A 24,680-nucleotide genomic window follows, 5' to 3' on the forward strand; every position below is an offset into this window, starting at 1 on the left:
CTGCTCCTAACCTCGTCTGAGGGCAATTAATTTTTCTTTTAAATCAATGCTTTATTCTACATTTTTACTGGTCATTAGTTGATTATTACTATGGAAATATTTGACCTCTAGCGTTCTTTTACAGAGCAGTAAGGATATGACAAGCTATGTACGTTAAAATGGATATAGTGTTCATGCTCATAGGGAGTATGGACGATATAGGCAAGCCTATCTGTCTATTTTATAAATCGCTTAAAGGTATTAAATGTCTTATTTCATCAAGTCTTTAGTTATCACTTTATCACTACTATTAAGCACCACAGTGTTCGCTGGTAATACTAGCTATTACGGTAGTAAGTTTCACGGTAAGCGTACCGCCAGTGGCAGTATCTTTAACATGAACTCTTTGACCGCTGCGCATAAAACCTTGCCATTCGGTACAAAGGTACAAGTGACCAATAAAAAGACCAAGCAGAGCGTGATCGTAAAAATTACGGATAGAGGGCCTTTCATTCGAGGACGCATTCTTGATTTATCTAAAGCTGCTGCTAGTCAGATAAGCTGCGAGCTTTGTACGACCACAATGAAAATACTCTCTTATGGTGATGGTAAATACCGTCTGCAATAATGTAAAAAAAGGGAGAGCTAACGCTCTCCCTTTTTTTATGCCTGTTATTATCAGTGAGTAACGGCTTCACCCATTATAAAACCTATTTATTCAAAACCAGCTTCCATTTCCTCTAACGTCGTCATAGATATCAATAGCTTTTCTTCATTGTCGCTGTGCTGCTGCTGTAACGCCGTTTGCTCATTGAGCAAAATCAGTAAATCCGACTTACGACTGTCTTCATATAGCTGAGTATTAGCCAGCTTTTCTTCTAAAGCCATGAGCTGCTCATCAATGTTAGCCAATGCCTTTTCTGTATTTTCGATATCACGACGTATCGGCGCGGTCAATTTACGTTGTTCAGCGGCCATTTTGCGCAGCGCATCTTTACTAAGCGTTGGCTGAAGAGCTTCGTTTTTTGCTGGTGCTTTGTTAGTAGAGGAAGAATTATTAGATGCTCCTTCTACTGTTTCACGTGAAACAAACTTCTTATTGGCTTTTTTATTCTTTTTCTTACTGCTACTTTTGTCTGTCGAGTTCTCTTGCTTGCGCTTTTCTGCCAGCCACTTACCATAGTCGCTGATGTCGCCGTCGAATTCTTCGATTATACCGTCATGAACCAAAAACAGCTCATCACAGACGTTGGCAATCAACTCGCGATCATGCGAGACCAGTACCACTGCCCCTTCAAACCCTTGCAAGGCGATGGTCAATGCTTGGCGCATTTGTAAATCCAAATGGTTGGTTGGCTCATCGAGTACAAGGACGTTCGGACGTTGCCAAACGATCAAAGCTAGCGTTAAGCGCGCACGCTCGCCACCAGAGAATAGCTCACTGATGGTATCGATACGGTCGCCACGGAAATCAAAGCTACCTAAAAACGAGCGCAGCATCGCATCAGACGTTTTACCTGCTAGGCGACGTAACATCTCGATTGGGGTTGCCTTAGGATCAAGGATATCCATTTGATGCTGATTAAAGTAGCCAAGTTTGAGCGTATCTGAAACCTTGTAACTGCCTTTTAATACACTAAGCTCACCGACCAAGGCTTTAACCAACGTCGATTTACCCGCGCCATTCATCCCAAGCAGCCCGATACGAGTATCAGGGGTCACTTGCACATTGGCATTGTAAAGTAGGGGCGTATCGCTATAACCAATATCGGCATCGGTTAGCTCAATCAATGGCGAGCTCATATTCGCTGGCTCATAAAAGCGGAACGAAAACGGGTTGTCTGCCATCATTGGTGATAGCTCTGCCATGCGCTCAAGCTGCTTGATACGGCTCTGTGCTTGTTTGGCCTTACTGGCCTTGGCACGGAAGCGACGAATAAAGTCATCCAAATGTGCCTTAGTCGCTTCTTGCTTTTCAAACGCTTGCTGCTGCTGCGCCATACGCTCATGACGGGTACGGATAAACTGCTGATAGTTACCCGTATAAAGGGTGATTTTTTGCTGCTCAACGTGCAAGATATGACCGACAGTATTGTCTAAGAAGGTTTGGTCATGTGAGATCACGATGACCAGACCGGTAAAGGCATTAATCCAAGTCTCAAGCCACAGAATGGCATCCAAGTCCAAATGGTTGGTTGGCTCATCGAGTAGCATTAAGTCAGCACGGCTCATCAAGGTTTTGGCGAGGTTTAAACGCATACGCCAACCACCCGAAAACCCTTCTACGGGCAGCTCATGTTGATTGGTATTAAAACCAAGACCCGCCATGATTTGCGCGGCTTTAGTCGGTGTACGATAGCCATCGATCTCATCAAACTGCTGATGCAACACCCCAATCTGCTCATCACTGACACTGCTCAAATCATTTAAAGCCGCGTTAATCTCATACCACTGCTCGTCACCACTTAATACATAATCAATCGCCGTTTGTGCACTCGCACCCACTTCCTGCGCCATATGCGCCACATGCCAGCTATCAGGAATGCTCACTTCGCCCCTATCAAGGCTAACCTCGGTATCGCCTGTGCCCATTCGCGTCAGTAATAAGGCAAACAAGGTCGATTTACCAGTGCCGTTATTGCCCGTTAAGCCAACTTTGTGGCCCGGATGTAGCTGGAAGCTTGCCCCTGCAAACAACTCACGACCATCACGGCGAACACCAACGTCTTTAAATTCGATCATATAATTTCTTCATCTCAACAGTAATATAAAATTTAAGGCAATAAAAAACACACATCTGGCATGTTAACTGGCGGCTATTATTTCAAACGCTTGCCCCATAGGCAAACGATTAAATAACTATTTCAAAACCAAGCAGCTATTGTGCTAAAAAAGCCAGTCTTAAAACCCGTATGGACGATGATCCCTCTTGACAAACTAATCGTGACCCCCATTATGATATACTGCCAAAAGCGTAATGCCCGCAGACAACTAAAGGGTTGTGATGGCGCAACTACCAACCTTATAATAACCAAACGACATTGCTATAACGACAGCACCCAATTGAATCAAACGCCGCGCGTATCTTTATTTGCAACCATATAAGTTGCAAACCCAAACAGGACGACGACAGCATTTGATCCTAGCAACTGAGGTAGATATGAACGAATCAGCCAACCAATTTAACCCAAGCTCAAGCCAGCCGGTAGATCCTACCGTATTAAGCCTAACCGACAGTGCAGCACAAAAAGTGCGGCGCTTGCGCGAAGAAGAAGGTGACAGCGATCTTATGCTGCGCGTCTATGTGACTGGCGGCGGCTGCTCAGGTTTTTCTTACGGCTTTAACTTTGCCAATGACCTAAATGAGGACGATGCCAACTTTGACAATGGCGACGTCACTCTAGTGGTAGACTCTTTAAGCTATCAGTATCTGCAAGGCTCTACCGTTGATTATACCGAAGGACTAGAAGGCGCGCGCTTTATCGTCACCAACCCGAACGCTACGACTACTTGTGGTTGCGGCTCGTCATTTTCCATCTAAGTTAAATAGTGGATTTAGGCTTTTGATTGATAACTATTATTAATCAATGCCAAATAAATAGGAAACTATTGTGATAAATTAAGTGTACGGTTGTATACTTAATATTATATTGCGCGCCGATAATCCGACTAAAAGCCTATTTGGTCGGTTTTTTATTGTTTTATTATAAGGATATGCTTAAATATCACCATATTTTTAGTAGCTACATTAATCAATGTGAATTTAAGCTGATTAATCGAAGCTATTAATTGATGACATTTTTGAGAAACTCTCTTTATATCCCAAACAATTAAGGTACATGACCAATGGCTAAATTAACACTTGACGCACTAAATGACATCGACGGCTTTATTGCAGCCGCGCTAGTAGACAGCGAATCTGGTCTTGCAATGGCCACGCTTGGTTCTGGCATCGATCTTGAGCTTGCCGCTGCTGGTAACACGGAAGTATTGCGCTCTAAACGTAAGGTTGCCGCAGCACTAGGTCTGAATGAGAGCATCGAAGATATCCTGATTACCCTAAGCAAGCAGTATCACTTGCTACGTCCATTAGTACGCAACGACAACTTGTTCTTATATCTTGTGCTTGATCGTCAAAAGTCAAACCTAGCGATGGCACGTCATAACCTAAAAAGCTTTGAAACTGAATTAGATTTTACTTAAGTCAGTAATGAGCCCGTTATAACTCAATCATTTGCTCGTGACAATACCCGCACTGAGCTTGATTACTCGTAGCGTTCTAAAGCATCTACCCACTTGGTAGGTGCTTTTTTTAGTTTAGCCAATCCCTTGTTTTTGGCAATAAATTTTTTATTATCAATGATATAGACAACAATCACTTACTGACCTAAAGTATTCATGAGTAACTATAAAACGTGTAATACCGACGTAAATACGCCAAGTTTATTAGCCAAATAGTCATCGACCGACTTTAAGCAAAGCTTATTGTATTTGTAATTGTCCGTGGTTTTCAGGGTGGCTTTGAGCTAAACTGACGTCATTATTAATCTAAATACCTACCTCTTTTATGGTCATACACCTGTCGTGTTTTGAGCCGCCATAACAAATAACAATAGATGACTATTATGAGTAATTTTGCACCTAGGTTTGTTAGTTTTGAAATCCCTAATTGGTTTGATACCCAGCACTTAGCGGGTATGCTGCGCGGTATCGAAAAAGAAGGTCTGCGCGTCAAGCCCGATGGCTATTTGGCGCAAACGCCGCACCCAATCAAACTTGGCTCCAAGCTCACGCATCCCTTTATTACAACCGATTATTCTGAGAGCTTGCTTGAGCTCATCACTGACCCAAAAACCAGCCCCAAAGAGACGCTAAATATGCTGCGTCAGCTCCATCTTTTAGTGTACCAAGGTATGCCTGAAGGTGAGCTCATGTGGCCACTATCGATGCCATGCATGCTGTCATCCAAAGACGAAGACATCCCTTTGGCGGATTATGGTAGCTCTAACACGGGTAAGCTAAAAACGTTATATCGTAGTGGTCTGGGTATTCGTTATGGTCGCCGCATGCAGACGATTGCTGGTTTGCATTACAACTTATCTTTCGGTGACAACCTATTCGAAGCGTGGCAAGCAAAAGTACCAGCTGCGCAAAGCCAAACGTTGACAGAATTTAAGAATGAGAAGTACCTAGGTCTGATTCGCAACTTTAAGCGCCTGACCAGTCTGGTGCTTTATTTGCTAGGTGCCAGTCCCAGTGTCTGTCCTTGTTTTATAGCAGGACGCGAGCACGATTTAGAGCTGCTCAACGATTCAACTTATTACAAGCCTGCAGCGACCAGCCTACGTATGGGCAAGCTTGGCTATACCAATAGTGTGCAAGAGCAGCTGGATATTCGCTATAACTATCTACCAGAGTATGTCGCTGGCCTACGCCGCGCGATTCAAACGCCGCACGAGAGCTTTGAAAAGCTTGGTTTGGATGATGCTGAGGGTCATCCTATCCAGATCAATAACCATATTCTACAAATAGAAAATGAATACTATAGCCCTATCCGCCCCAAACAAATTGCGATGAGTGGCGAGACGCCTACCGAAGCGCTGGAGCGTCGCGGCATCGCTTACGTTGAGTTCCGCGCTATTGATCTCGATCCTTATAGCGATATCGGTATCCGTCTATCGAGCGCTTGTTTTTTAGAAGTGATGGCGCTTTATTGCTTGCTAAATGATTCGCCTGAATTGATGCCTGAGGAAGAAGAAGCGCTGGCCATCAATCTTGAGCGCGTGGTCAATGAAGGTCGCCGTGACAATTTGCACATCATTAATAATGGTGCGGAGCAATCACTAGAAAGCTGGATGTTGATACACCTAGATCGTATGCAACCTCTAGCCGCCCTACTCGATGCGCACTATGGTGGTAATGACTACCGTGCGGCGGTAGCATTGATGCAAGGCAAAGCGGGACATTCTGAATCGACCATATCGGCGCAAGTAAACTCTGATAGCAAACGTCTAGGCAGTTTATGGCAGCTGGGCTTTACCTTAGCGCAGCAGCATCGCGATTCTCTCTTGCAACAAACTCTTAGCCCCAATAACCAAGCCAAATATGAAGTATTGGCTGAAAAATCAATACTTCAGCAAGCAGAAATTGAAGCCGCCGAGACCGAAGACTTTATGGACTTCTTACAACAGTATCGCTAATTAACGTTTTCTATTGTTCATGGTATTTTATTGTTTATAGGGCGTGTTGAACATTCGACCATGGCACTGACAGAGACTATTTTTTAGGCGATTCAACGTTAAAAATCTTAAGTTTAGTCTTTCTAAACGTCTATTTTTAACACAGAAGCGGCAAAAAACAGTCCTGTCCCTACAGGCTGATGCTAAAATCGCCCCATACTGCGTTGCAAGTCTAGCTAAGGTATTAACATTATCGTCGACTTGCGCCTTGTATGAAACCATTTTAGCAATCAGCAGTGCCTATTTGTGAATGTTCAACACGCCCTAGTGTTTTATTGATTATTTTATAAGAGTATTTGACCAATGCTAAAGCTAACCACCTACCGTAACTTGCAAGTCTTTTTGGTATTAATGGCAGTGATAGGAATGAGCTTTGCGCTGTTTTATTTACAGCGCCATCTGGGTCTATCACCTTGCCCACTTTGTATTTTTCAGCGTATCGGCCTGATGGTTATGGGTGGCTTTGCCTTAATAGCAGCACTGTTTAATCCGAAATCTAAAGTGGTAAGACTTATATTATGGCTTGGTAGCTTAGCAGGTATCGGCTGGGCTACTGCGGTTGCTGCGCGTCATGTCTGGTTACAACACTTGCCCGCTGACCAAGTCCCTTCTTGTGGTCCGGGATTAGACTATTGGCTCGACACCTTACCAATGAAGCAAGTCTTGAATGAAGTGTTTGCTGGTTCTGGTGAGTGTGCTGAGATTGCTTGGCGATTTATGGGCTTGAGTATTCCTGAGCAATCACTGATTCTTTTTAGCATTCTATTGATAGTGCATGTAATAATATTATGGCGCATCGTACGCCCTGCTACCCCTATTCGTCGTGCTTAACAGCAATCGGCGCGGCTAACTACCAAGCAAGATAACGCTTTATACATTTATACTTTTATACAATGGCAAATCTCTAACATAAAGGGATTTGCCATTTTTTTATGCGCTTTCTTTTTTATGCGCTGTATTTATTGCTGTTATTGAATCGCTATTACTTATTATAAGTATCGTTATAAGTGCTACCCTATCTGTTCTCCCATCGAGTTGATTATAACAAAAAGTCCACATAGATATCTTTGAGCTTTGGTATGGTGAGACAGCTTGTATACTTAACTGGTATAAGGATGTGTTTTAATTATACATTCGTTAACTATCAACCATTAGCTACCAGCCATTAGCTACTAGCCATTAATGAACAAGCACAATGTTCAATATCTATAGCTCAGCCTTATTATTAATCGATACCAACCGATAAAACAATGCCGTCAGACGCCTAATACGGACTCAGTAAGCTCGTCCGCTTTTATCTCTGATAACAGCCATTGAGCTTCGGCGATCGCGCTGGCTCGGTCATAATTGACAATACTCGTAACGTTTCTAGAATCTATTTAAAAACTGTTTTTGGTATGCCATGATATATCTTACGTCTATTTTTTCTACCAGTTCTAATATCATAAGACGCGCTCGTCGACCCTTATTAGCCGTGCCTATCTGCTTACTGCTTATTGGTTGCGACAGCTCTTCGTCGACGACCAATAAAGGCATAAGCACTAAAGTTGCCCCCGTCGATAATACGGAAAACGCTGCTCTGCAAGATGCTGCGCAAGACAATCAGCAAACGGATACTGATATATCGGCCAATGCAGATACAGGTCAATCGCTCATTAACGCCGCCCAACCCGATGATGACACGCATACACGTCACTCACCCATGATCTCAGAGCCAAATGATAATAGTGCATTACAGGCTACGTTAATGGGCGATTATGGTGGTATGGTTCCTTGCGCATCTTGCGACAATATCGATATTACTCTGAACTTATTCGCCGATGGTTCAGTGTTAAAAACCAGCCTCTATAATAGTGCTGAGCCGCCGCGCCAGCCATTGCTCGAGTCGGGTATTTATCGCCAAGACAATGATACAATTACGATTGTTTATGAAAGTAAGCATATCGAAACCTATCATATCCAAGACAACCATCTGGTGATGATGGATGAGTACAAAAATCCCAACGGTGACTATACTTTGTCACGCAGATAAAAGTGCAGCAGTATAAAAGATTGAATACACTCAATCTAATGATGCCAAATAAGCAGTCGCATAACGCCTATCTATTGGGCGTTTTTTATTGGTCATCCAACAGTGTTTACTTTACAATAAGTGCCTGCTGGCTATAGAACAACCGAGCGCAAATAGGTCGTTTAGTATAGCAAGCGAGGTTTGCGCCGTAACCATTTATCAATGCTCTGATATAGCCAGCACTCGTGACCAATAGGTTGGGTACGTCCTAAAATACGCAGCGCTTTGATGTTGCTACCTTTTCGGATAACTCTACAATTTCATTTTCTTATTCAAGCTCGTACGGAACGTCTATGCATATTCATATTCTTGGTATTTGTGGTACTTTTATGGGCTCATTGGCCTTATTGGCACGCGAACTTGGACATACGGTCACGGGCTCAGATGCCAATGTCTATCCACCGATGTCTACCCAACTTGAAGATGCGGGCGTGACGATTGAGCAAGGCTATCTGATAGAGCACTTGCAGCCAGCGCCAGATTTAGTCGTCGTTGGTAACGCCATGAAGCGCGGGATGGATGTCATCGAATATATGCTAGACACAGGTCTACGCTATACTTCAGGGCCACAATTTTTGTCTGAAAAAGTGTTGCAGTCGCGTCACGTCATCGCCGTTGCCGGTACTCATGGTAAAACCACGACGACGACCATGCTTGCCTGGATACTGCATTATTCAGGTATTGATGCAGGGTTTTTGATTGGTGGTGTGCCGCTAGTCGATACCACTGACGAGCATTTGCAGCAAGTTTTTGCACATAGCAGCTATTTGGGTGCTGAGAAAACCAATGATGCAGCAGAAAAAACTGGCTATTTCGTGATTGAAGCTGATGAGTATGATTCGGCGTTTTTTGATAAGCGTTCAAAATTCGTTCATTATCGCCCGCGTACCGCTATTTTAAACAACCTTGAATTTGATCATGCTGATATTTTTGCAGATCTCGATGCTATCCAGACCCAGTTCCATCACATGGTACGCATGATTCCGAGCACGGGTAAAATTATCATGCCGGCAGCAACTATTAGCCTAGAAGATACCTTAGCAAAAGGCGTTTGGACGCCTATTTGGCGCACGGCAGTGATTGACTCAACAGAGGCTAATGCTAATGACGGCGACAATAATACGACTCTAAAAAACAGTAGCGACTGGCAAGCCGAACTTATTAGCAAAGACGGCGGTCAATTCAAGGTTAGTTTCGCAGCTGATAAAGAAGCCACAGCGCTCATCGATTGGTCGATGAGCGGTATTCACAACGTCAATAATGCACTGGTTGCTGTCGCCGCTGCCTATAATGTTGGCGTCGATGTCAAAACTGCTTGCGCAGCGTTATCAGCATTTGCTGGTATCAAGCGTCGTATGGAACTCATCGGTGATGTAAATAATATTTTAGTGTTTGATGACTTTGCCCATCATCCGACTGCCATCACCACCACGTTGGATGGTGCCAAAAAGAAACTGGCTGATAGACGCATTTGGGCAATCATTGAGCCACGTAGTAACACCATGAAAATGGGTATTCATCAAGACAGTTTGGCTGAGTCTGCCGCCCTTGCCGACTATACACTTTGGTATGAGCCTACTGGTCTCGAATGGGGTCTAAAAGACGTCATCGACAATGCCAATACTGCCAATCCTAATATCGACAACCAACAGGTACTCTCTAGCGTCGATGCTATTATTGAACATATCACTAGCCATGCAAAAGCTGGTGATGCGATTGTCATTATGTCTAATGGCGGCTTTGAGAATATTCATCAGCGCCTATTAACGGCCTTGCGCGAGCAATAGTTCAACCGACCAATCAAAACTACTGTCAGAATGATAGCGTCGCTTATTAATCATAAACGGCGCTATTTTTATGCTCATCTTTTATAAATTATAATCAACTCAGACTAGGGTCTGTTGAATATTCAAATATTAGCGACATTGCTACCTTTTTAACCTTTCGTTTACCTATTGCACCTGTGCGATAGCAATTCGAGGTTTTTTCTCACATAGCCCGTACACTGGTAACATTTTGTGCTTACTCTTATTCCTATAGAGTCCTTACAATGTATTTATCAAAACCATTAATAATTAATAATACATTTAAATTACAATAAATTAGGAGAATGAAATGGGCTTTATTTGGATGATTATCGTAGGTTTGGTCGCTGGTCTATTAGCACGAGCAATTAAGCCAGGTAGCGACCCTATGGGTTGGATTATGACCATTGTCTTGGGTATCGTTGGTGCTTTATTGGGTGGTGTCATTGCTAGCGTTATCGGCATAAATGCTGATGGTGGCTTTACTGGTCTAATATTCTCAGTAATCGGTGCCATTATCTTGCTCTTCATCTATGAGATGATCATGAGCAAACGTGGTGTATAACCTCTAATTAAACAGTTTGGTCAGACAAAGTGAGCAAAACCACTTGAGTTGAACCAACGAGCGTTTAACCGAGACCAATCGAAAAGCCTTGCTATTTGCAGGGCTTTTTTATGACCCTAATAAAAGTGACTATCTTGGTTTTTACTATGCTAAAAAGTAATAGTTGCGCGAAAGTATTGATAAGCATTACTTTTGTCCCCATTTATCTTATAATATCAACCCTATTTTGTCCTTATCATTGAGGTGAGCGTTATGGCTTTACTCCCTATCTTAAGCTATCCAGACCCGCGCTTACGCACGATTGCGAAGCCTGTCAAGGAAGTCACTGCTGAAATCAAAACCTTAATCGCTGATATGATTGAGACCATGTATGACGCCCAAGGTATTGGTCTGGCTGCCAGTCAAGTCGATCGTCATATTCAGCTCATCGTTATCGATTTGTCAGAAGATAAAAACGATCCAAAGGTTTTTATTAACCCAAAAGTCACGCCATTGGTAGAAGAAAAGCAACCGTATGAAGAAGGTTGTTTGTCAGTCCCTGAGGTCTATGATAAAGTTGAACGCCCTAATAAAGTGCGCATTGAAGCCTTAGATGAGAACGGCGAAAAGATCGATGAAGAAGTCGAAGGCCTACTTGCCGTCTGTATCCAGCATGAGATGGATCATCTAAATGGGGTCATATTCGTCGATTATTTATCACGTCTTAAGCAAACGCGGGCACGTGATAAAGTTCGTAAAGTGCTCAAAATACGTGAAAAGCAAGGTGAGCCAGCCGCTGAAAAGCAGCCGCAAACCACCAACTCTTAATTGGATGCATTTATAGTTAATTCAGGACCTATTGTCCGATTATCTCAAGCATGCATTGGTTTTTATTATTCATCCTATCCTGTGTTAACTTAAGGTTCCCCACCATGACCATGATCAAAATTGACCAATATTTTGACCCTGCCGGCTGGCAGAAATTCACCAAAGCTGCCGAAGGTCGCGAAACCCCATTCTTAGTGGTGGACCTGAGTCGTATCAAAACCAAATATCATGAAATGGTTGGCTTTTTCCCCAATGCCAAGTTGCATTATGCGATGAAAGCCAGCCCTGCTGTCGAAGTCATTAATCTATTGGCTGAACTGGGCTCAAACTTTGATTGTGCGTCCATTTATGAGCTTGATCGTGTCCTTGACTGCGGCGTTGAGCCATCGCGTATTTCTTATGGCAACACCATCAAAAAAGCCGAGCACGTCAAATATGCTTTTGAGAAAGGCATTGATTTGTATGCGACCGACTCAGAAGCCGATCTAAAAAATATTGCCAAATACGCTCCTGGTTCAAAAATATTTGTGCGTATCTTAGTACAAGGCTCTGAGACCGCTGAGTGGCCATTGTCTCGTAAGTTTGGTTGCCATCCAAACATGGCAATTGAGCTGTTGATTCAAGCCCGTGATTTGGGTCTAGTGCCTTATGGTATCTCGTTCCATGTGGGTAGCCAGCAAAAAGATGTTGCCGCTTGGGATGATGCCTTAGCCAAGGTCAAATATATGTTTGACTGGATGAAAAACGAAGAAGATATTAAGCTGCAAATGATCAACTTAGGCGGCGGTTTTCCAGCCAATTATATTAGTGAAGTGAATCCCGTAAAAGTTTACGCTGAAGAAATCACTCGTTATTTGACGGATGATTATGATGAGGAAGATATGCCGGAGATTATCCTAGAACCCGGTCGCTCATTGGTCGGTGGTTCAGGGGTATTGGTCAGTGACGTGGTGCTCATTTCGCGTAAGTCGCATACTGACTTGACGCGTTGGGTCTATACTGATGTGGGTTTGTTCCAAGGCTTAATTGAAACCTTGGGTGAAGCGATTAAATATCCAGTTTATACGCCTAAGATGGAAACCTCAACCAGCGAAGGTACGGTCGTATTGGCCGGTCCAACCTGTGACTCAACCGATATCATGTATGAAGAAGCAGGTTATCAATTACCAGAAGAGCTAGAAATTGGCGATAAAATCTTTTGGTTAACCACGGGTGCGTATACCAACTCGTATTCATCGGTCGAGTTCAATGGTTTTCCACCGTTAGAAGTGGTTTATATTGATTAATTCTCAGTGAATGCTCAGCAATAAGAAAAGCGCGGTACTGTGATTAGCAGTGCCGCGCTTTTTTATGCTTTTTCATCTATCATCTATGCCGCCCATTATTATAATCATTTCTAAATAAAAGAAGCACAGATGTTATAACGCGCTACTGGGACAAATTTTTCTTGCTTGCTATGCCTACGCAGACAGAGGCTACAAAAAATTAGTCCCAGCAGCACTGTATTCTTTTAAAAAATAGATCAACTATAACTCCTTGAATAACAAGGAACGATGTAATACTAACTACTGCACTAACAGCGAGATAGGCATACTATTAGTGTTATTAACAGTGCGATTACTGCCATAGCTTGAGCGTTGGGTTTGATTATTCTGTGAAATCTGACCGATCGTCACCCACTGTCCACGTGGTACGACAATGGTACTATTTAAGCGCTGACCTTGAATAGCATTATAACTATTTTGCTTATAAGACGAATGAGAACGCACGAGCTGCTCATCAACTTGTGATAACTGCACTTCGACTTGCCCGTTTGGTAGTAGCCGTGGCGTCACAGCAATGCCTTGCGTCGTTGGCAGTAATACTTGCTGCTGAATAATAATCTGCCCCGATGGTCGATTATAAGTTGGATACGTAGTGGCATGATAGGTTTGAGTCAGCGCATAGAGCGTGCCTGTACTAATGCTCGCGGCACTACCAGATAGCGTTTGTACTTGATATAAATTATTGCCTTGCTGCTGACTATTGCGCTGATTAATTATCTCTGAACCCTCAATGCCGCGATTGCTAATAATAACCTGACCTTGCTGAATATTACTTTGAGAATCACTATTATTACCAACACGCACAGCAACGATCAACGCCTGTGGTTGACCGTCAATTTGACTCAGTAATTGCTGTACCGCTTGATAATTAGCGGCGGTGGTATGCAATACCAGCTTATCCTGATAAGTAGACACCGTACCGCCATCGCGACTATTATTCAATTGCTGGCGTACCGCAGGCAACAGTGCATCACCACCATAGGTATGGATGACGTAGGTTTGAAAAGTAGCTGCTTGTACGACTATCGGCAGTACCGTTAAACTTAAAGTAAATGCTATCGGACGCTTATAACTTATGGCTTTGACAGTTTTTATATTTTTAACAATGTTAAGTATAGCCACTACCCGACCAAAACTCTCTCTTAAATGTTCGCTCAACTTATTCATAATTGACCTCTAACAATAGTTAAACGCTATCAAAAGCCATACTTAGCAGCTATCAAACCATCAGCAAAAACCCTTAGTCATTTAAGTATGAGGTATTTAAGCCTTATTCATTTAAGCCTTATTCATTTAAGCCTTATTCATTTAAGCCTTATTCATTTAAGCCTTAGTCATTTAAGCCTAAAACATCCTGCATATTATATTGCCCGACTTCCTGCTTAATTACCCAAGTTGCCGCACGTACCGCACCAGCGGCAAAAGTCATACGCGCGCGCGCACGATGGGTAATCTCAACCACTTCACCATCTGCAATAAACATCACGGTATGATCGCCGATGATTTCACCGCCCCGTATCGCATGAATACCAATGCTACCCGCTTCGCGCTCGCCTGTTTGCCCTTCGCGACCATAGACAGCGACGTCCTTTAAGTTCTGTCCGCGAGCCTCTGCGACGGCCTCTGCCATCATATAAGCGGTGCCTGATGGGGCATCGATTTTGTGCTTATGATGCGCCTCGATGACCTCTACATCCGCATCAGTGCCAAAGGCTTTGGCTGCCATGCCGAGCAACTTTAATGACAAATTAACGCCTGTTGAATAGTTACCCGCATAAACGATAGCAACTTGCTCACTCGCTTTTGCCAAGACTTTCTCTTGCTGCTCATTGAATCCTGTAGTGCCAATCACCATCGCCACCTTATGCGCTGCACAGATTTGCATATTTTGCTCAGTGGCATCTGGCAAGCTAAAATCAATCAGCACATCGATGTCATTAATGACTGTTTTTAAATCATCGACAATCTGTACATCTAAACGACCAGTCGCTGCAACTTCGCCCGCATCTGCACCGACAAGGCTTGAACCTTGACGTTCAATCGCAGCGTTAAGCGCAGTTTGCGAGTTGTCCTGTACCGCTTCAATAAGCATACGCCCCATACGCCCACCGGCACCGATGACACCGACTTTAATAGCTTGGTTTTTTACTTGTTGACTCATATCTCTGTCCTAAATATTTTATTTTTAATAAAGGGATTTTGCATAATATTTATCGCAAGTTTAGCAAATATCAATGTATCAATGTATCAATTGTCTTTGATACACTCAATAAAAAAGCCTAGAGGTTTCATGTGAAACCTCTAGGCTAACTTAACCACTTATTTGAAATGCTTATCCTGTCTAATCTTATGCTGTGTCAACTACTTGCTTTACATATAGCGATTCAGCAATCAGACGTTTTAGTCAAACAACTCACCAATCTTTTTGAAGAATGACTTTTTATGTGGCGACTGTTGATGTTTGCTATCACCATCAAGTGTATCTTGGAATTCGCGTAGTAGCTCTTTTTGCTCACGTGTCAAATTCACTGGCGTCTCGATGACCACACGGCAGATCAAATCCCCTTTCATCGTCGTGCGTACAGGCGTCACGCCCTTGCCGCGCACACGCAGCAACTTACCACTTTGCGTACCTTCGGCGACCTTGATTTTGACTTTGCCATCTAGCGTTGGGATTTCAACTTCTTTACCCAGTGCTGCATCGGTGATGCTAACTGGCACGTCCATATAGAGATCGGCACCTTGACGGGTAAAGACGTTGTGCGGTTTGACGCGTACTTCGACGTATAGATCGCCGTTTTGTACACCTGCGCCGCCCGCTTCACCTTCACCCGCTAAACGCACGCGATCACCATCATCGACGCCCGCTGGGATAGATACTTCTAGCGTGCGTGATTTGTCTTTGACGCCATTACCATGACAGTCAGGGCAAGGGTTTTTAATCTGTTTACCAGAGCCGCCACACTGTGGGCAAGCTTGCTGCACGGCAAAAAAGCCTTGCTGCATACGCACTTGGCCCTGACCATGACACATCTGACACGTCACGACATCAGAGGCGTCTTTTGCGCCCTTACCATCACAAGTCTCGCACGGCGCAGGTGCGGTAAAGCTGATTTCTTTTTTGCAGCCGCGTACCGCTTCTTCTAAAGTCAGCTCAATCACATAACGCAAGTCCGAGCCGCGACGTGAACGCCCACCGCCGCCGCCACGTGATTGACCAAAGATATCGCCAAAGTTGCCAAAGATATCGCCAAAGATGTCTTGGAAGTTGCCACCGCCAGCACCGCCGAAGCCGCCACCGCCCATGCCATTTTCAAAGGCAGAGTGACCCATACGGTCATAAGCTGAACGCTTTTCTGCGTCGCTCAATACTTCATAAGCCATTGACGCTTCTTTAAACTTGTCTTCGGCATCAGGGTCATCGGAGTTACGATCTGGATGGTATTTCATGGCCAGCTTGCGGTAGGCTCGCTTAATTTCCTTGCTGTCAGCGGTCTTGCTGACACCTAATACTTCATAAAAATCGCGCTTACTCATGGGCTCTCCTATCGTCTTTACAGTGCCGCCGGCTGGTCGATTCATCAACCCTAATCAATTATCACCTTGTTTTTATACGCAGTTGTCCTTAAAGGTTTCACATGAAACATGGCAGACTGCGAATACGGAGGCGATAATATTATGAATCTTATAAGCGAATACGGCGGGATGCTGCTTAGCCAAATCAATTATTAAAAGTTTGCGCTATTTATGGAGATGCCAAGATGATTTATCAAGCGCTTGGATGCTGAAATTCTGACTCATGAAGTTTTAAGCCTGTTAAAAAAGGTTTTATTAAGAATTGAGCAAAGGTTTTTATACCTTTATCAAGGCTGGCCATGCTAATATTTAGCGCCATATTAATGGGGTTTTAAATCCTATTTTTGAGATTTACCGCCATTCCGTTTGCGCTAAGGTAGCAATTTTTATGAAAAAGCTGATTGTTTTATTGATCGTCATTGCAGTCGCGGTCTATGGCGGCTCGCCTTATTACAGCGCTTATCAGCTCAAAAACGCTTATGATGCCAAAGACGGTGCTGCTATCGCTGCCGCCATTGATTACGAACAGCTGCGTCCAAGTATCCAAACGCAATTGACCGATCAATTTGCCAATACCATGACCCATTATCCATTGGTTGCTGAGTTGGGTGGTGCGCCTTTGACTGAGGCGGCAAATGGCTTCATCACACAGGCAGTCGCTGGTGCAATCACCCCGCAAAATATCGAAAAAATTATCAACACTCAAGGGCAAGCCAACAGCGCGACCAAAGAGCTGGCCGCTGCATGGGCTATCGCCAGCAATCAAGTCGATCTTAAAAACCTGATTCAAAATTTGATTATCCAGCGCGGCGATGTCAATGCGGTGGTTCAAAACCAGATGCAGCAAATCATGAAAAAACAAGCAGCGGAACTTGAGCAGCAGGTCGCCCAAGGCTCAGACAGTGATAAGCCAACATTGAGCTATTGCGGTATCAATTGCTTCACTATCAGCGGTCAAGTTAAAGGCTACCCGCTCACTGTAGAGATGCAGCGCAACGGTTTGATTGATTGGAAAATCGTTGATATCGTCTTGCCATAACATAATGTGAATGGCTATTGGGGAATTTTTCTATAGAGCGTTTTAACTTATTCTACTTCTGAAACCTCTAAATATAGTCAATTTGAAATAAAATCGACACGCTAATATTGCCAGTGCTACTGGGATAAATTTTACCTGCTTGCTGTGTCTACGCTGACAGAGGCTGCGCAAAATTCATCCCAGCAGCACTGTATTGGTTTTTTATAATGATTCAACTATAATCAGCGTTCTCAAAATTGTAAATTGCACGACGCGATCCATTATTTCCCAAGCTACTGTTGCCTAAGATTTCTCTTACTGATCTGCTCATCGAATTACAGGCGGTAGGAATACCGCCCAAAGTCATACGATAAACGTGATATCTTCTTAGGCCTAATAGCAGGACGATTTATTGTGCCGCTATTGTCGCACCAGCAGCACGTTCAATCAATTGCGCTACTGGCGCATCGGGGCTCAAAGTACCAAAGGTCAATCCGTGTTCGCCTGCAATGCGCGAACGGCAGAATTCCGTCGCGATGTCTGTATGATCACTCAGCAGAAAAATCGACGCCTGCAGCATCAATGCCAAGCGCTCAATCACATAACGACTTCGGAACTCAAGCGTCTCGATATCGTCGAAGCGTTGCGCCAAGCATTTGAGTTCGGCATCGTAATGGGCATTCTTACCAGCAGCATTCTGCAATTCGGCAAATAGAGCGTCGCGCGTTTCCGGCTCTTTGCGTAAGGCGCGTAATACATCGAGGCACTGCACATTGCCACTGCCCTCCCAGATAGAATTCAATGGCGCTTGCCGATAAAGGCGCGGCAGGATATTTTCTTCCACATAGCCGATACCGCCCAAACACTCCTGCGCTTCATTCACCAATACGGGGGTGCGCTTGCATATCCAGTACTTGCCAATGGCAGTCGCAATGCGTGCCAATGCAGTCTCATGTGGGTCTTTGCCACTCATTTCAACCGCACGAGCAACGCGCATGGTCAGAGCGATGGCGGCTTCTGACTCCAAAGCCAAATCAGCCAACACATTGCGCATCAGGGGCTGGTCAACCAGCAGTTTGCCAAAAGCCTCGCGCTTGCTAGTATGATGAATCGCCTGCACAACGGCTTGGCGCATTTGTGCTGAAGAGCCAATCATACAATCCAATCGGGTTAACGCCACCATCTCTAAAATGGTAACGATGCCGCGCCCTTCTATACCAACCAATTCACCAAACGCGCCTTGGAACTCGACCTCGGATGAAGCATTGGACCAATCGCCCAGCTTATCCTTTAATCGTTGTATTCGAACCGCGTTGCGCGTGCCATCGGGCAAAAAGCGCGGTACTAAGAAACAGCTAAGACCGCCTTCGGTCTGTGCCAGCACCAAATGCGCATCACACATTGGCGCTGAAAAAAACCATTTATGACCGATGATCTCATAGCTTCCATCTTCTTGGCGAAGCGCTCTGGTGGTATTGCGCCGTAGGTCTGAGCCGCCTTGTTTTTCGGTCATGCCCATACCGATAGTACAGCCTGTTTTTTGTTCCATTGGCAGGCTACGTGGATCATATTCCGCTGATAGAAGCTTGGGCAACCATTTTTCTGCCAGTGCCGGTGCATGGCGTAGCGCAGGAATCGCTGCATAAGTCATCGACATTGGGCAACCAAAACCCGCATCCGCCTGCGAGCCAAGATACATTACCGCTGCCCGTGCCACATGCGCCCCATCACGATTTTCATGGCGCCAAGCAAAGCTACTCATGCCATATTCTATCCCAGCTGCCATCAACTCATGATAGGCAGGATGAAATTCGACCTCGTCTATACGACGACCATAGCGGTCAAAAGCGCGAAGTTTAGGAGGATTTTCATTGGCGGCAAAACCACTATCAATCAAATCACCACCAGTACGAGCGCCAAAGGCACTCAGATGATCCTGCGCCCATAATCCGCCCTCGCGAGCAACCGCTTCCATCAGGGCTATGTCTGTCTGCCATGCATTATAATTTTCTAGCGCAACCGGCTGATTGCACACCTCATGTGTATTGAATTGGTTCATCGTTGACAACATCCTTGTTTGATAGGCCGTCTTGCCTTGTCCTCTCTATAGTACGATGTTAATATTACATATGGAATCATATTTTGTCAAAAACTGTAATACATCTTGGCCAACGCCGCGCCTTCTTGTGCTGCGACTGCTAACTGTGGCGGATGGGAAAACCTTGACGGTTGCTGAGGCCGTTCGCGCAGGTGCACTATTTGATATGACCGAAAATAGCGTGCGCGTGACCATGGCGCGGTTGACGCAAGCAGGGCTGGTCGAGGCAGTCGATGCTGCTATTTATCGATTGGGTGCTAAAGGGCAAAAACTGGGTGCTGATGTAGCGGCATGGTCTACGGTGGATCAACGTGTGACAGAATGGGACAGCACATGGATCGCCGTTACCACGGGCGGTCTACCACGTAGCGACCGTAAAGTGCTCCGTGCCCGTGCACGCGCGCTCTCCTTGTTAGGCTTTCGAGAGCTAGATACCGGTCTTTATCTGCGCCCCAACAATCTATCGGGCGGCGTCGATACCGTACGCGCACGACTGTTAGATCTCGGCTTGGGAGAGGAAGCTGCCGTTTTTAAAGCCAGCGTCTTTGATAGCGTTCGACAGGAAAAAGCCTTATCACTTTGGTCTGATATGCAGCTGGAAGCAAGCTATAAAGAAATCTCACAACGATTGAATGACTGGTTGGCCACCAAAGATAAGCTACCACGTGAGGCTGCCTTGCGTGACGTCTATCTGCTCGGTGATGCCGGTATCCGCAGCGTAATTTTTGATCCGCTGCTGCCCGCACCGCTGGTCAATGAGACCGAACGGCAACAGTTCTTTGCTACCGTCAGACGCTTCAATAATGAAGGTCGCCGCCTGTGGTATGCGTTTTTTAAGGAAAGTAATTTATGAAAAGGGTCGTTTTAAAAGTGATATTTTAAAATCGAGACAAGCCAGCCGAGTGTACGCGATACATGAGTATGGCTGGCGAGTTTGATTTTGTGGCAGTTTTATAGTGGACAGACGATAAATTATTTAATGCCCAAAGGTTATTTAATACCTAGAAATTCTAAAAACTCTGGACTCTCAAAGCTCGCTTGATAGAGGACGCCATCTTCACGATAAATAGCAGGCGTGGCCATCACTGCCAGTCCCGCCGCTTTTTCGCGATTGGGCGTCACGTAATCAACATTACAGCTGGCAGCGGCTGGCGTCATTTTCCCAATTAACATGGCTTTATCAAGGGCTTTGCGGCGGCTGTCCTTATCAGCTTGGCACCAAATGGCACGCATTTGCGCAGGTGACTGTTCATATATCGGATAAGCGATGGTTTTTACTGTGACACCTTTGGTATTGAGCATAGGAAATTGTTGATGTAGCTTACGGCAATAAGGGCAATTGACATCGGTAGCCACATAAATAATGGCTTTTTCTGCGCTGATAGCGGGATAAGTAATCAATTGCGACTCATCTAAAGCCACGAATACTGATTGATTTTTGCGCATTTCAAACGCTTCATCAAGTCCGATAAATTGACCGTTTTCGATGACGGATATCTCACTGTCAGTGATGTATTGCGCATCGTCCGATAGCAAGAAAGGCACCCCTTCTAACGTTGCTCCCCAGATAACGCCCGGCACTGCCGTATAAAAGAAAGGTGTTTTAGCGCTCATATTTTTCAGCGCACTCATATTGGCGAGTAGCGATGACTTGACGGTAGCACTGACCGGCTTGCCTATTTGGTCACGATTACTACGGACTGGCGTTTTTGTCACGACCCGCTTGCTGGGGTTTTTCTGTAGCTCGCCTTGGATGACATAATTGCCATCCTTAGTGATATGCAGTGGTAGCTGCCCTACTAGGTTGACTTGATACATATTAGGCAACTTAGAAGGCACAATCGAGGTTATCTGTGTCTTAATCCCTGCTTGCGTTAGTAACTGGCGTAAGCGCTTGTCCACCGACTGGCCTACCGTACCAGCGGCTGGCGTGGTTTGCACGCTTGAGCTGAGTTTGTTATTAATGGCATCAGTGGCACTCGGCTGGGCACAGGCTGTCGTCGCCAATAGTATCGCGCTCATCAAACCAGCAGACTTTAATACAAGTTGTTTCACGGAGACAGTCCTATTTGTTATAAAAGAAGTGTTTTAACAGACGTGTTCGGCAAGTTTCTCTAACAAGCATCCACTTCATTATGCAAAAAAATAGATTAAAAAGATAACGGGACTTTAGCATATGCGCTAACTTTGACAGCGATTAAAAGGCCAAATTTGCAAAATTGCTACTGAGCTTTAAGAGACAGGCAATACAAATATAGATAAGTTAGGGTCTGTCGGCGTAGGCACAGCAAGCCCAAGAAATTTGTACCAGCTTCGTGCGTTATATCTTTTATCTATTTTATTCAGTATTGACGATAGCAGACAGACATAACAGGCAGCAAAAAGCAGCGCACTTTAATAGTGGCTGCTCATGTTAAATCTTATTTTCACAAATTATTTTAGGGTTCAATAAGGCGAAAATTTAGAATTTGGCGACTTCTTCTTCGGTTAAGAAGCGACTATCGCCTTTTTCCAAACCGTCTAAAGTGATATGACCAATACTGGCGCGATGCAGCTCAGTCACTCTATTACCAAAATAACCCATCATACGTTTTACTTGGTGATACTTGCCCTGCTCTAAAGTTAAACGCGCATGAGTCTCATCGATGAACTCAAGAACCGCAGGCTTGGTTTCTTCATGTTCGCCTTCTAATAAGATACCTTCAGCCACTTTTTTAACAGCATTGGCTTGAGCGTCGCTGTCCATCGCTTCAGCCAAGGTCAGCTCATAAATCTTGGCATGGGCATGTTTAGGGCTGGTGACACGGTGCAACCATTTGCCATCATCACTGATGAGCAACGCACCAGTCGTATCGACATCGAGGCGACCCGCAATACGTAAGCTACCCAGTTCTGGTACCGAAATCAGCTCGGTGACGATAGGATGTTCTTTAACTTTTAAGGTACATTCAAAACCTTCAGGCTTATGCAGGAGTATATAGCGATTGCCCGCCGCGACCGATAGTGGCTCGCCTGCCCACATGACATCATCGTTGACGATATCGACATGGACGCCAGGATCTTTGATTATCTGATCATTGACCGTGATTTCACCCGCGTGCATAATCTTTTTGGATTCTTTGCGCGACAGCTCAGTGGCCTTACTAATAAATTTATCTAAACGCATACGATTGACTACCATCAGTGTTATGTTACCACTCCCAACTCTGCCGCTAACGGAATGAACTTAACGAAATCGCTAATTCTATCCGCCGCGCCAAGGCTACTAGATTAGCACTTAGGCGCGACTCGCTCGTTATCTTTAAGCGTGAGAAATGGTACTATAATGAAAAATTAAATGAACACTGCGCCAAATATGGACAACAGTGAAAGTTAGACAAGTTTACCATATCCTACCTAGACCTGATGAAATATGAGCTATCAAACGCTAAAACGTGCCGTCACTGCCCGCCTAGAAATCAAAAAATCTGATTTTATCGCTTATGCGTATCCGGTGCACTCACGTGAGCAAGCAATGTTTCACGTGGAACAACTACGTGAGAAATATGCCGATGCCCGTCACTACTGCTGGGCCTATATCATTGGTGACCCTGATAATACCACCAGCGCTGGATTTGACGACGATGGCGAGCCGAGTGGTACCGCAGGACGTCCGATATTAAATGTCTTACAACACAAATCTATTGGCAACGTCATCATCATTGTGGTGCGTTATTTTGGCGGGATTAAACTGGGCGCTGGCGGTCTGACCCGTGCCTATGCAGGTTCTGCGCAAGCGGCGGTCGACCAGATGATTTTAAGCCCTTATGTAGCCATGAGCCGAGTGCAAATACTCGCAGAATTTGCGACCGAAGCGCAATGCCGCTATGTGGTTGAGAGTCTAAACGGTCGTATTGATGAGGTCGCTTACAGTAAGCAAGTCACCTTGACCGTGACGCTTGCTGAGGCAGATATTGAGACTTTAAAAGAACGCCTTGCGATGGATGGGCGGGTATTGGATGAAACATGAATTCAACCTCAAACCATCAAAAAGCCATCAAAAATTTGAGTAACCATGCGTTCACTGAAAGTCTTTGGTTTTCAATATATCTATCGGTATTATACGCTTACTCTCAACACTAACGATAAGATCACGCCATGCAAACCTACAACCTCCCCGACCATTTCAACCCCACGCCTTTTAAGCCGCCATTTTGGCTCTCTAACCCGCATCTGCAAAGTATCTTGCCCAAGTTTTTTGCACCAGCAGCACCGACGTATCGTCGGATGGTGATGCAAGACTCTCTAGGTGAGACTGATATTGCTTATGACTTTTATGATGCGCACCCTGTAAAAGCCATCGAAAATGATGAGCGTGAACAAACACCTTTAATCGTCTTGTTTCATGGGATGGAAGGCAGTAGCGACAGCCATTATGCACGGGTATTGGCGTATCAAATGCACGCGCAAGGCTGGCACTTTGTGGTGGCGCACTTTCGTAGTTGTGGCGGTATTCCTGCTAATGGTCGAGTCTTTTATAATGCCGGTGACACCGATGAAGTGCATCACGCGCTACAAAACCTCAGCGAGCGATATGCCAATATTTATGCGGCTGGGGTGTCACTAGGTGGCAATGCCTTGGCAAAATACATGGGCGAATATGGGGATAAAGCCATCTGCAAGGGTGCAGCCGTTATCTCTGCGCCTGTCGATATGTCATCGGCGGCGCTCAATATGCACAGCTTTCTGAGCCATCGTATTTATACGCCATATCTACTCAATCCTATCATCAAAAAAGCACTGGCAAACGACATCACCAAAGAAGAAATCGATGCCATCAAAGCGGTCAATCGTATCAGCGACTTTGATGACATCTTTACCGCACCGCGTCATGGCTACCGCTCCAACAATCACTATTACCAATCTTCCTCTGCCCTCCCTTATTTGATTAATGTGACCAAGCCGTTATTATTAATCAGTGCCAAAGACGATCCTTTTATCGGCTTTACCGCGACGCCAAATGATGTCTCTGATAGCGTCACTATCATCGATACCGATCACGGCGGGCATATCGGCTATCTGCGCTACTCTTCAACGAAAAGATTGGTTAACGCTAATAAGATTAACGGTAAAAAGTCGAAATTTGATATCAATTGGATACCCGAAACCGTCAGTGCTTATTTTGAAGCTATTGGTGTTGGTTCTAATAAACGCTAGG

General features: G+C 44.8%; 21 protein-coding genes. 14 read left to right on the forward strand and 7 right to left on the reverse strand.

Going from position 1 to position 24,680, the window contains the following annotated elements; all coding sequences use genetic code 11:
- Positions 1 to 244 precede the first annotated feature (244 nt).
- Positions 245 to 607 (forward strand): septal ring lytic transglycosylase RlpA family protein, encoded by a 363-nt coding sequence (locus tag AAEY79_RS04510; protein ID WP_201567541.1) that lies wholly within the window; start codon positions 245 to 247, stop codon positions 605 to 607.
- A gap of 86 nt (positions 608 to 693) precedes the next feature.
- Here AAEY79_RS04510 and AAEY79_RS04515 read toward each other — a convergent pair whose 3' ends face one another.
- Positions 694 to 2,721 (reverse strand): ATP-binding cassette domain-containing protein, encoded by a 2,028-nt coding sequence (locus AAEY79_RS04515; protein ID WP_352287420.1) that lies wholly within the window; start codon positions 2,719 to 2,721, stop codon positions 694 to 696.
- Between the two features lie 418 nt (positions 2,722 to 3,139).
- Between AAEY79_RS04515 and erpA the strand changes: the two genes are divergently transcribed.
- From erpA to AAEY79_RS04560, 9 genes are all read left to right on the forward strand, one after another.
- On the forward strand, positions 3,140 to 3,520 hold the full coding sequence (gene erpA / locus AAEY79_RS04520; protein WP_025652618.1) for an iron-sulfur cluster insertion protein ErpA: 381 nt from the start codon (positions 3,140 to 3,142) through the stop codon (positions 3,518 to 3,520).
- A gap of 305 nt (positions 3,521 to 3,825) precedes the next feature.
- Positions 3,826 to 4,182, forward strand: coding sequence for a hypothetical protein (locus AAEY79_RS04525; RefSeq protein ID WP_025652619.1), 357 nt, complete (start codon positions 3,826 to 3,828; stop codon positions 4,180 to 4,182).
- A 413-nt stretch (positions 4,183 to 4,595) separates the two neighbouring features.
- Positions 4,596 to 6,179 (forward strand): glutamate--cysteine ligase, encoded by a 1,584-nt coding sequence (gene gshA, locus AAEY79_RS04530; RefSeq protein ID WP_407074174.1) that lies wholly within the window; start codon positions 4,596 to 4,598, stop codon positions 6,177 to 6,179.
- A gap of 342 nt (positions 6,180 to 6,521) precedes the next feature.
- Positions 6,522 to 7,049: a disulfide bond formation protein B gene (locus AAEY79_RS04535; protein ID WP_173239014.1), complete on the forward strand. Its 528-nt coding sequence runs from the start codon at positions 6,522 to 6,524 to the stop codon at positions 7,047 to 7,049.
- Positions 7,050 to 7,620: 571 nt separating this feature from the next.
- Positions 7,621 to 8,250 carry a copper resistance protein NlpE N-terminal domain-containing protein gene (locus AAEY79_RS04540; RefSeq protein WP_201567546.1) on the forward strand — a complete coding sequence of 210 codons (630 nt, stop codon included), beginning with the start codon at positions 7,621 to 7,623 and terminating at the stop codon, positions 8,248 to 8,250.
- A gap of 332 nt (positions 8,251 to 8,582) precedes the next feature.
- Positions 8,583 to 10,076, forward strand: coding sequence for a UDP-N-acetylmuramate:L-alanyl-gamma-D-glutamyl-meso-diaminopimelate ligase (gene mpl, locus AAEY79_RS04545; protein ID WP_101211368.1), 1,494 nt, complete (start codon positions 8,583 to 8,585; stop codon positions 10,074 to 10,076).
- Between the two features lie 328 nt (positions 10,077 to 10,404).
- Positions 10,405 to 10,659, forward strand: a complete 255-nt coding sequence (locus tag AAEY79_RS04550; protein ID WP_025652624.1) for a GlsB/YeaQ/YmgE family stress response membrane protein — start codon at positions 10,405 to 10,407, stop codon at positions 10,657 to 10,659.
- 252 nt (positions 10,660 to 10,911) lie between these two features.
- Positions 10,912 to 11,466, forward strand: coding sequence for a peptide deformylase (def, locus tag AAEY79_RS04555; RefSeq protein WP_101211367.1), 555 nt, complete (start codon positions 10,912 to 10,914; stop codon positions 11,464 to 11,466).
- Between the two features lie 110 nt (positions 11,467 to 11,576).
- On the forward strand, positions 11,577 to 12,752 hold the full coding sequence (locus AAEY79_RS04560) for a type III PLP-dependent enzyme (RefSeq protein ID WP_101211383.1): 1,176 nt from the start codon (positions 11,577 to 11,579) through the stop codon (positions 12,750 to 12,752).
- A gap of 279 nt (positions 12,753 to 13,031) precedes the next feature.
- Here AAEY79_RS04560 and AAEY79_RS04565 read toward each other — a convergent pair whose 3' ends face one another.
- From AAEY79_RS04565 to dnaJ, 3 genes are all read right to left on the reverse strand, one after another.
- Positions 13,032 to 13,958: a hypothetical protein gene (locus tag AAEY79_RS04565; protein WP_101211366.1), complete on the reverse strand. Its 927-nt coding sequence runs from the start codon at positions 13,956 to 13,958 to the stop codon at positions 13,032 to 13,034.
- Between the two features lie 163 nt (positions 13,959 to 14,121).
- Positions 14,122 to 14,952, reverse strand: coding sequence for a 4-hydroxy-tetrahydrodipicolinate reductase (gene dapB / locus AAEY79_RS04570; RefSeq protein ID WP_350588030.1), 831 nt, complete (start codon positions 14,950 to 14,952; stop codon positions 14,122 to 14,124).
- Positions 14,953 to 15,191: 239 nt separating this feature from the next.
- A complete protein-coding gene (dnaJ, locus tag AAEY79_RS04575; RefSeq protein ID WP_350588029.1) occupies positions 15,192 to 16,328 on the reverse strand; it encodes a molecular chaperone DnaJ in 1,137 nt (378 codons plus the stop codon).
- A gap of 427 nt (positions 16,329 to 16,755) precedes the next feature.
- Here dnaJ and AAEY79_RS04580 point away from each other — a divergent pair, with 427 nt between their 5' ends.
- A complete protein-coding gene (locus AAEY79_RS04580; RefSeq protein ID WP_201616417.1) occupies positions 16,756 to 17,406 on the forward strand; it encodes a DUF2939 domain-containing protein in 651 nt (216 codons plus the stop codon).
- A gap of 388 nt (positions 17,407 to 17,794) precedes the next feature.
- On the opposite strand, the gene AAEY79_RS04585 is transcribed toward AAEY79_RS04580, so the two are convergent.
- Entirely contained in the window at positions 17,795 to 19,444 is a 1,650-nt protein-coding gene (locus AAEY79_RS04585; protein WP_350588028.1) for an isovaleryl-CoA dehydrogenase, read from the reverse strand.
- A 70-nt stretch (positions 19,445 to 19,514) separates the two neighbouring features.
- Here AAEY79_RS04585 and AAEY79_RS04590 point away from each other — a divergent pair, with 70 nt between their 5' ends.
- A complete protein-coding gene (locus tag AAEY79_RS04590; protein WP_201567390.1) occupies positions 19,515 to 20,336 on the forward strand; it encodes a PaaX family transcriptional regulator in 822 nt (273 codons plus the stop codon).
- A 137-nt stretch (positions 20,337 to 20,473) separates the two neighbouring features.
- On the opposite strand, the gene AAEY79_RS04595 is transcribed toward AAEY79_RS04590, so the two are convergent.
- Positions 20,474 to 21,538, reverse strand: coding sequence for a thioredoxin fold domain-containing protein (locus AAEY79_RS04595; protein WP_201582638.1), 1,065 nt, complete (start codon positions 21,536 to 21,538; stop codon positions 20,474 to 20,476).
- Positions 21,539 to 21,944: 406 nt separating this feature from the next.
- Positions 21,945 to 22,649 carry a pseudouridine synthase gene (locus AAEY79_RS04600; RefSeq protein ID WP_101211929.1) on the reverse strand — a complete coding sequence of 235 codons (705 nt, stop codon included), beginning with the start codon at positions 22,647 to 22,649 and terminating at the stop codon, positions 21,945 to 21,947.
- 246 nt (positions 22,650 to 22,895) lie between these two features.
- On the opposite strand from AAEY79_RS04600, the gene AAEY79_RS04605 reads away from it, so the two are divergent.
- Together AAEY79_RS04605 and AAEY79_RS04610 are read left to right on the forward strand one after the other, a co-directional pair.
- The gene (locus tag AAEY79_RS04605) at positions 22,896 to 23,492 is read left to right on the forward strand and encodes a YigZ family protein (protein WP_173239020.1); all 597 of its coding nucleotides are present in this window, start codon (positions 22,896 to 22,898) and stop codon (positions 23,490 to 23,492) included.
- 128 nt (positions 23,493 to 23,620) lie between these two features.
- Positions 23,621 to 24,679 carry an alpha/beta hydrolase gene (locus tag AAEY79_RS04610; RefSeq protein ID WP_352287431.1) on the forward strand — a complete coding sequence of 353 codons (1,059 nt, stop codon included), beginning with the start codon at positions 23,621 to 23,623 and terminating at the stop codon, positions 24,677 to 24,679.
- Position 24,680 lies beyond the last annotated feature (1 nt).

The sequence above is a fragment of the Psychrobacter sp. GW64-MNA-CIBAN-0177 genome, assembly GCF_040309585.1.
Classification (GTDB): Bacteria; Pseudomonadota; Gammaproteobacteria; order Pseudomonadales; family Moraxellaceae; genus Psychrobacter; species Psychrobacter okhotskensis.

Coding starts and splice junctions, on each gene's coding strand:
- AAEY79_RS04610 (WP_352287431.1), top strand. CDS start 23,621: ATGCAAACCTACAACCTCCCCGACCATTTCAACCCCACGCCTTTTAAG.
- AAEY79_RS04515 (WP_352287420.1), bottom strand. CDS start 2,721: ATGATCGAATTTAAAGACGTTGGTGTTCGCCGTGATGGTCGTGAGTTG.
- AAEY79_RS04540 (WP_201567546.1), top strand. CDS start 7,621: ATGATATATCTTACGTCTATTTTTTCTACCAGTTCTAATATCATAAGA.
- AAEY79_RS04585 (WP_350588028.1), bottom strand. CDS start 19,444: ATGAACCAATTCAATACACATGAGGTGTGCAATCAGCCGGTTGCGCTA.
- erpA (WP_025652618.1), top strand. CDS start 3,140: ATGAACGAATCAGCCAACCAATTTAACCCAAGCTCAAGCCAGCCGGTA.
- AAEY79_RS04535 (WP_173239014.1), top strand. CDS start 6,522: ATGCTAAAGCTAACCACCTACCGTAACTTGCAAGTCTTTTTGGTATTA.
- AAEY79_RS04565 (WP_101211366.1), bottom strand. CDS start 13,958: ATGAATAAGTTGAGCGAACATTTAAGAGAGAGTTTTGGTCGGGTAGTG.
- gshA (WP_407074174.1), top strand. CDS start 4,596: ATGACTATTATGAGTAATTTTGCACCTAGGTTTGTTAGTTTTGAAATC.
- AAEY79_RS04580 (WP_201616417.1), top strand. CDS start 16,756: ATGAAAAAGCTGATTGTTTTATTGATCGTCATTGCAGTCGCGGTCTAT.
- dapB (WP_350588030.1), bottom strand. CDS start 14,952: ATGAGTCAACAAGTAAAAAACCAAGCTATTAAAGTCGGTGTCATCGGT.
- mpl (WP_101211368.1), top strand. CDS start 8,583: ATGCATATTCATATTCTTGGTATTTGTGGTACTTTTATGGGCTCATTG.
- AAEY79_RS04510 (WP_201567541.1), top strand. CDS start 245: ATGTCTTATTTCATCAAGTCTTTAGTTATCACTTTATCACTACTATTA.
- AAEY79_RS04600 (WP_101211929.1), bottom strand. CDS start 22,649: ATGCGTTTAGATAAATTTATTAGTAAGGCCACTGAGCTGTCGCGCAAA.
- AAEY79_RS04605 (WP_173239020.1), top strand. CDS start 22,896: ATGAGCTATCAAACGCTAAAACGTGCCGTCACTGCCCGCCTAGAAATC.
- AAEY79_RS04590 (WP_201567390.1), top strand. CDS start 19,515: ATGGAATCATATTTTGTCAAAAACTGTAATACATCTTGGCCAACGCCG.
- AAEY79_RS04550 (WP_025652624.1), top strand. CDS start 10,405: ATGGGCTTTATTTGGATGATTATCGTAGGTTTGGTCGCTGGTCTATTA.
- def (WP_101211367.1), top strand. CDS start 10,912: ATGGCTTTACTCCCTATCTTAAGCTATCCAGACCCGCGCTTACGCACG.
- AAEY79_RS04560 (WP_101211383.1), top strand. CDS start 11,577: ATGATCAAAATTGACCAATATTTTGACCCTGCCGGCTGGCAGAAATTC.
- dnaJ (WP_350588029.1), bottom strand. CDS start 16,328: ATGAGTAAGCGCGATTTTTATGAAGTATTAGGTGTCAGCAAGACCGCT.
- AAEY79_RS04525 (WP_025652619.1), top strand. CDS start 3,826: ATGGCTAAATTAACACTTGACGCACTAAATGACATCGACGGCTTTATT.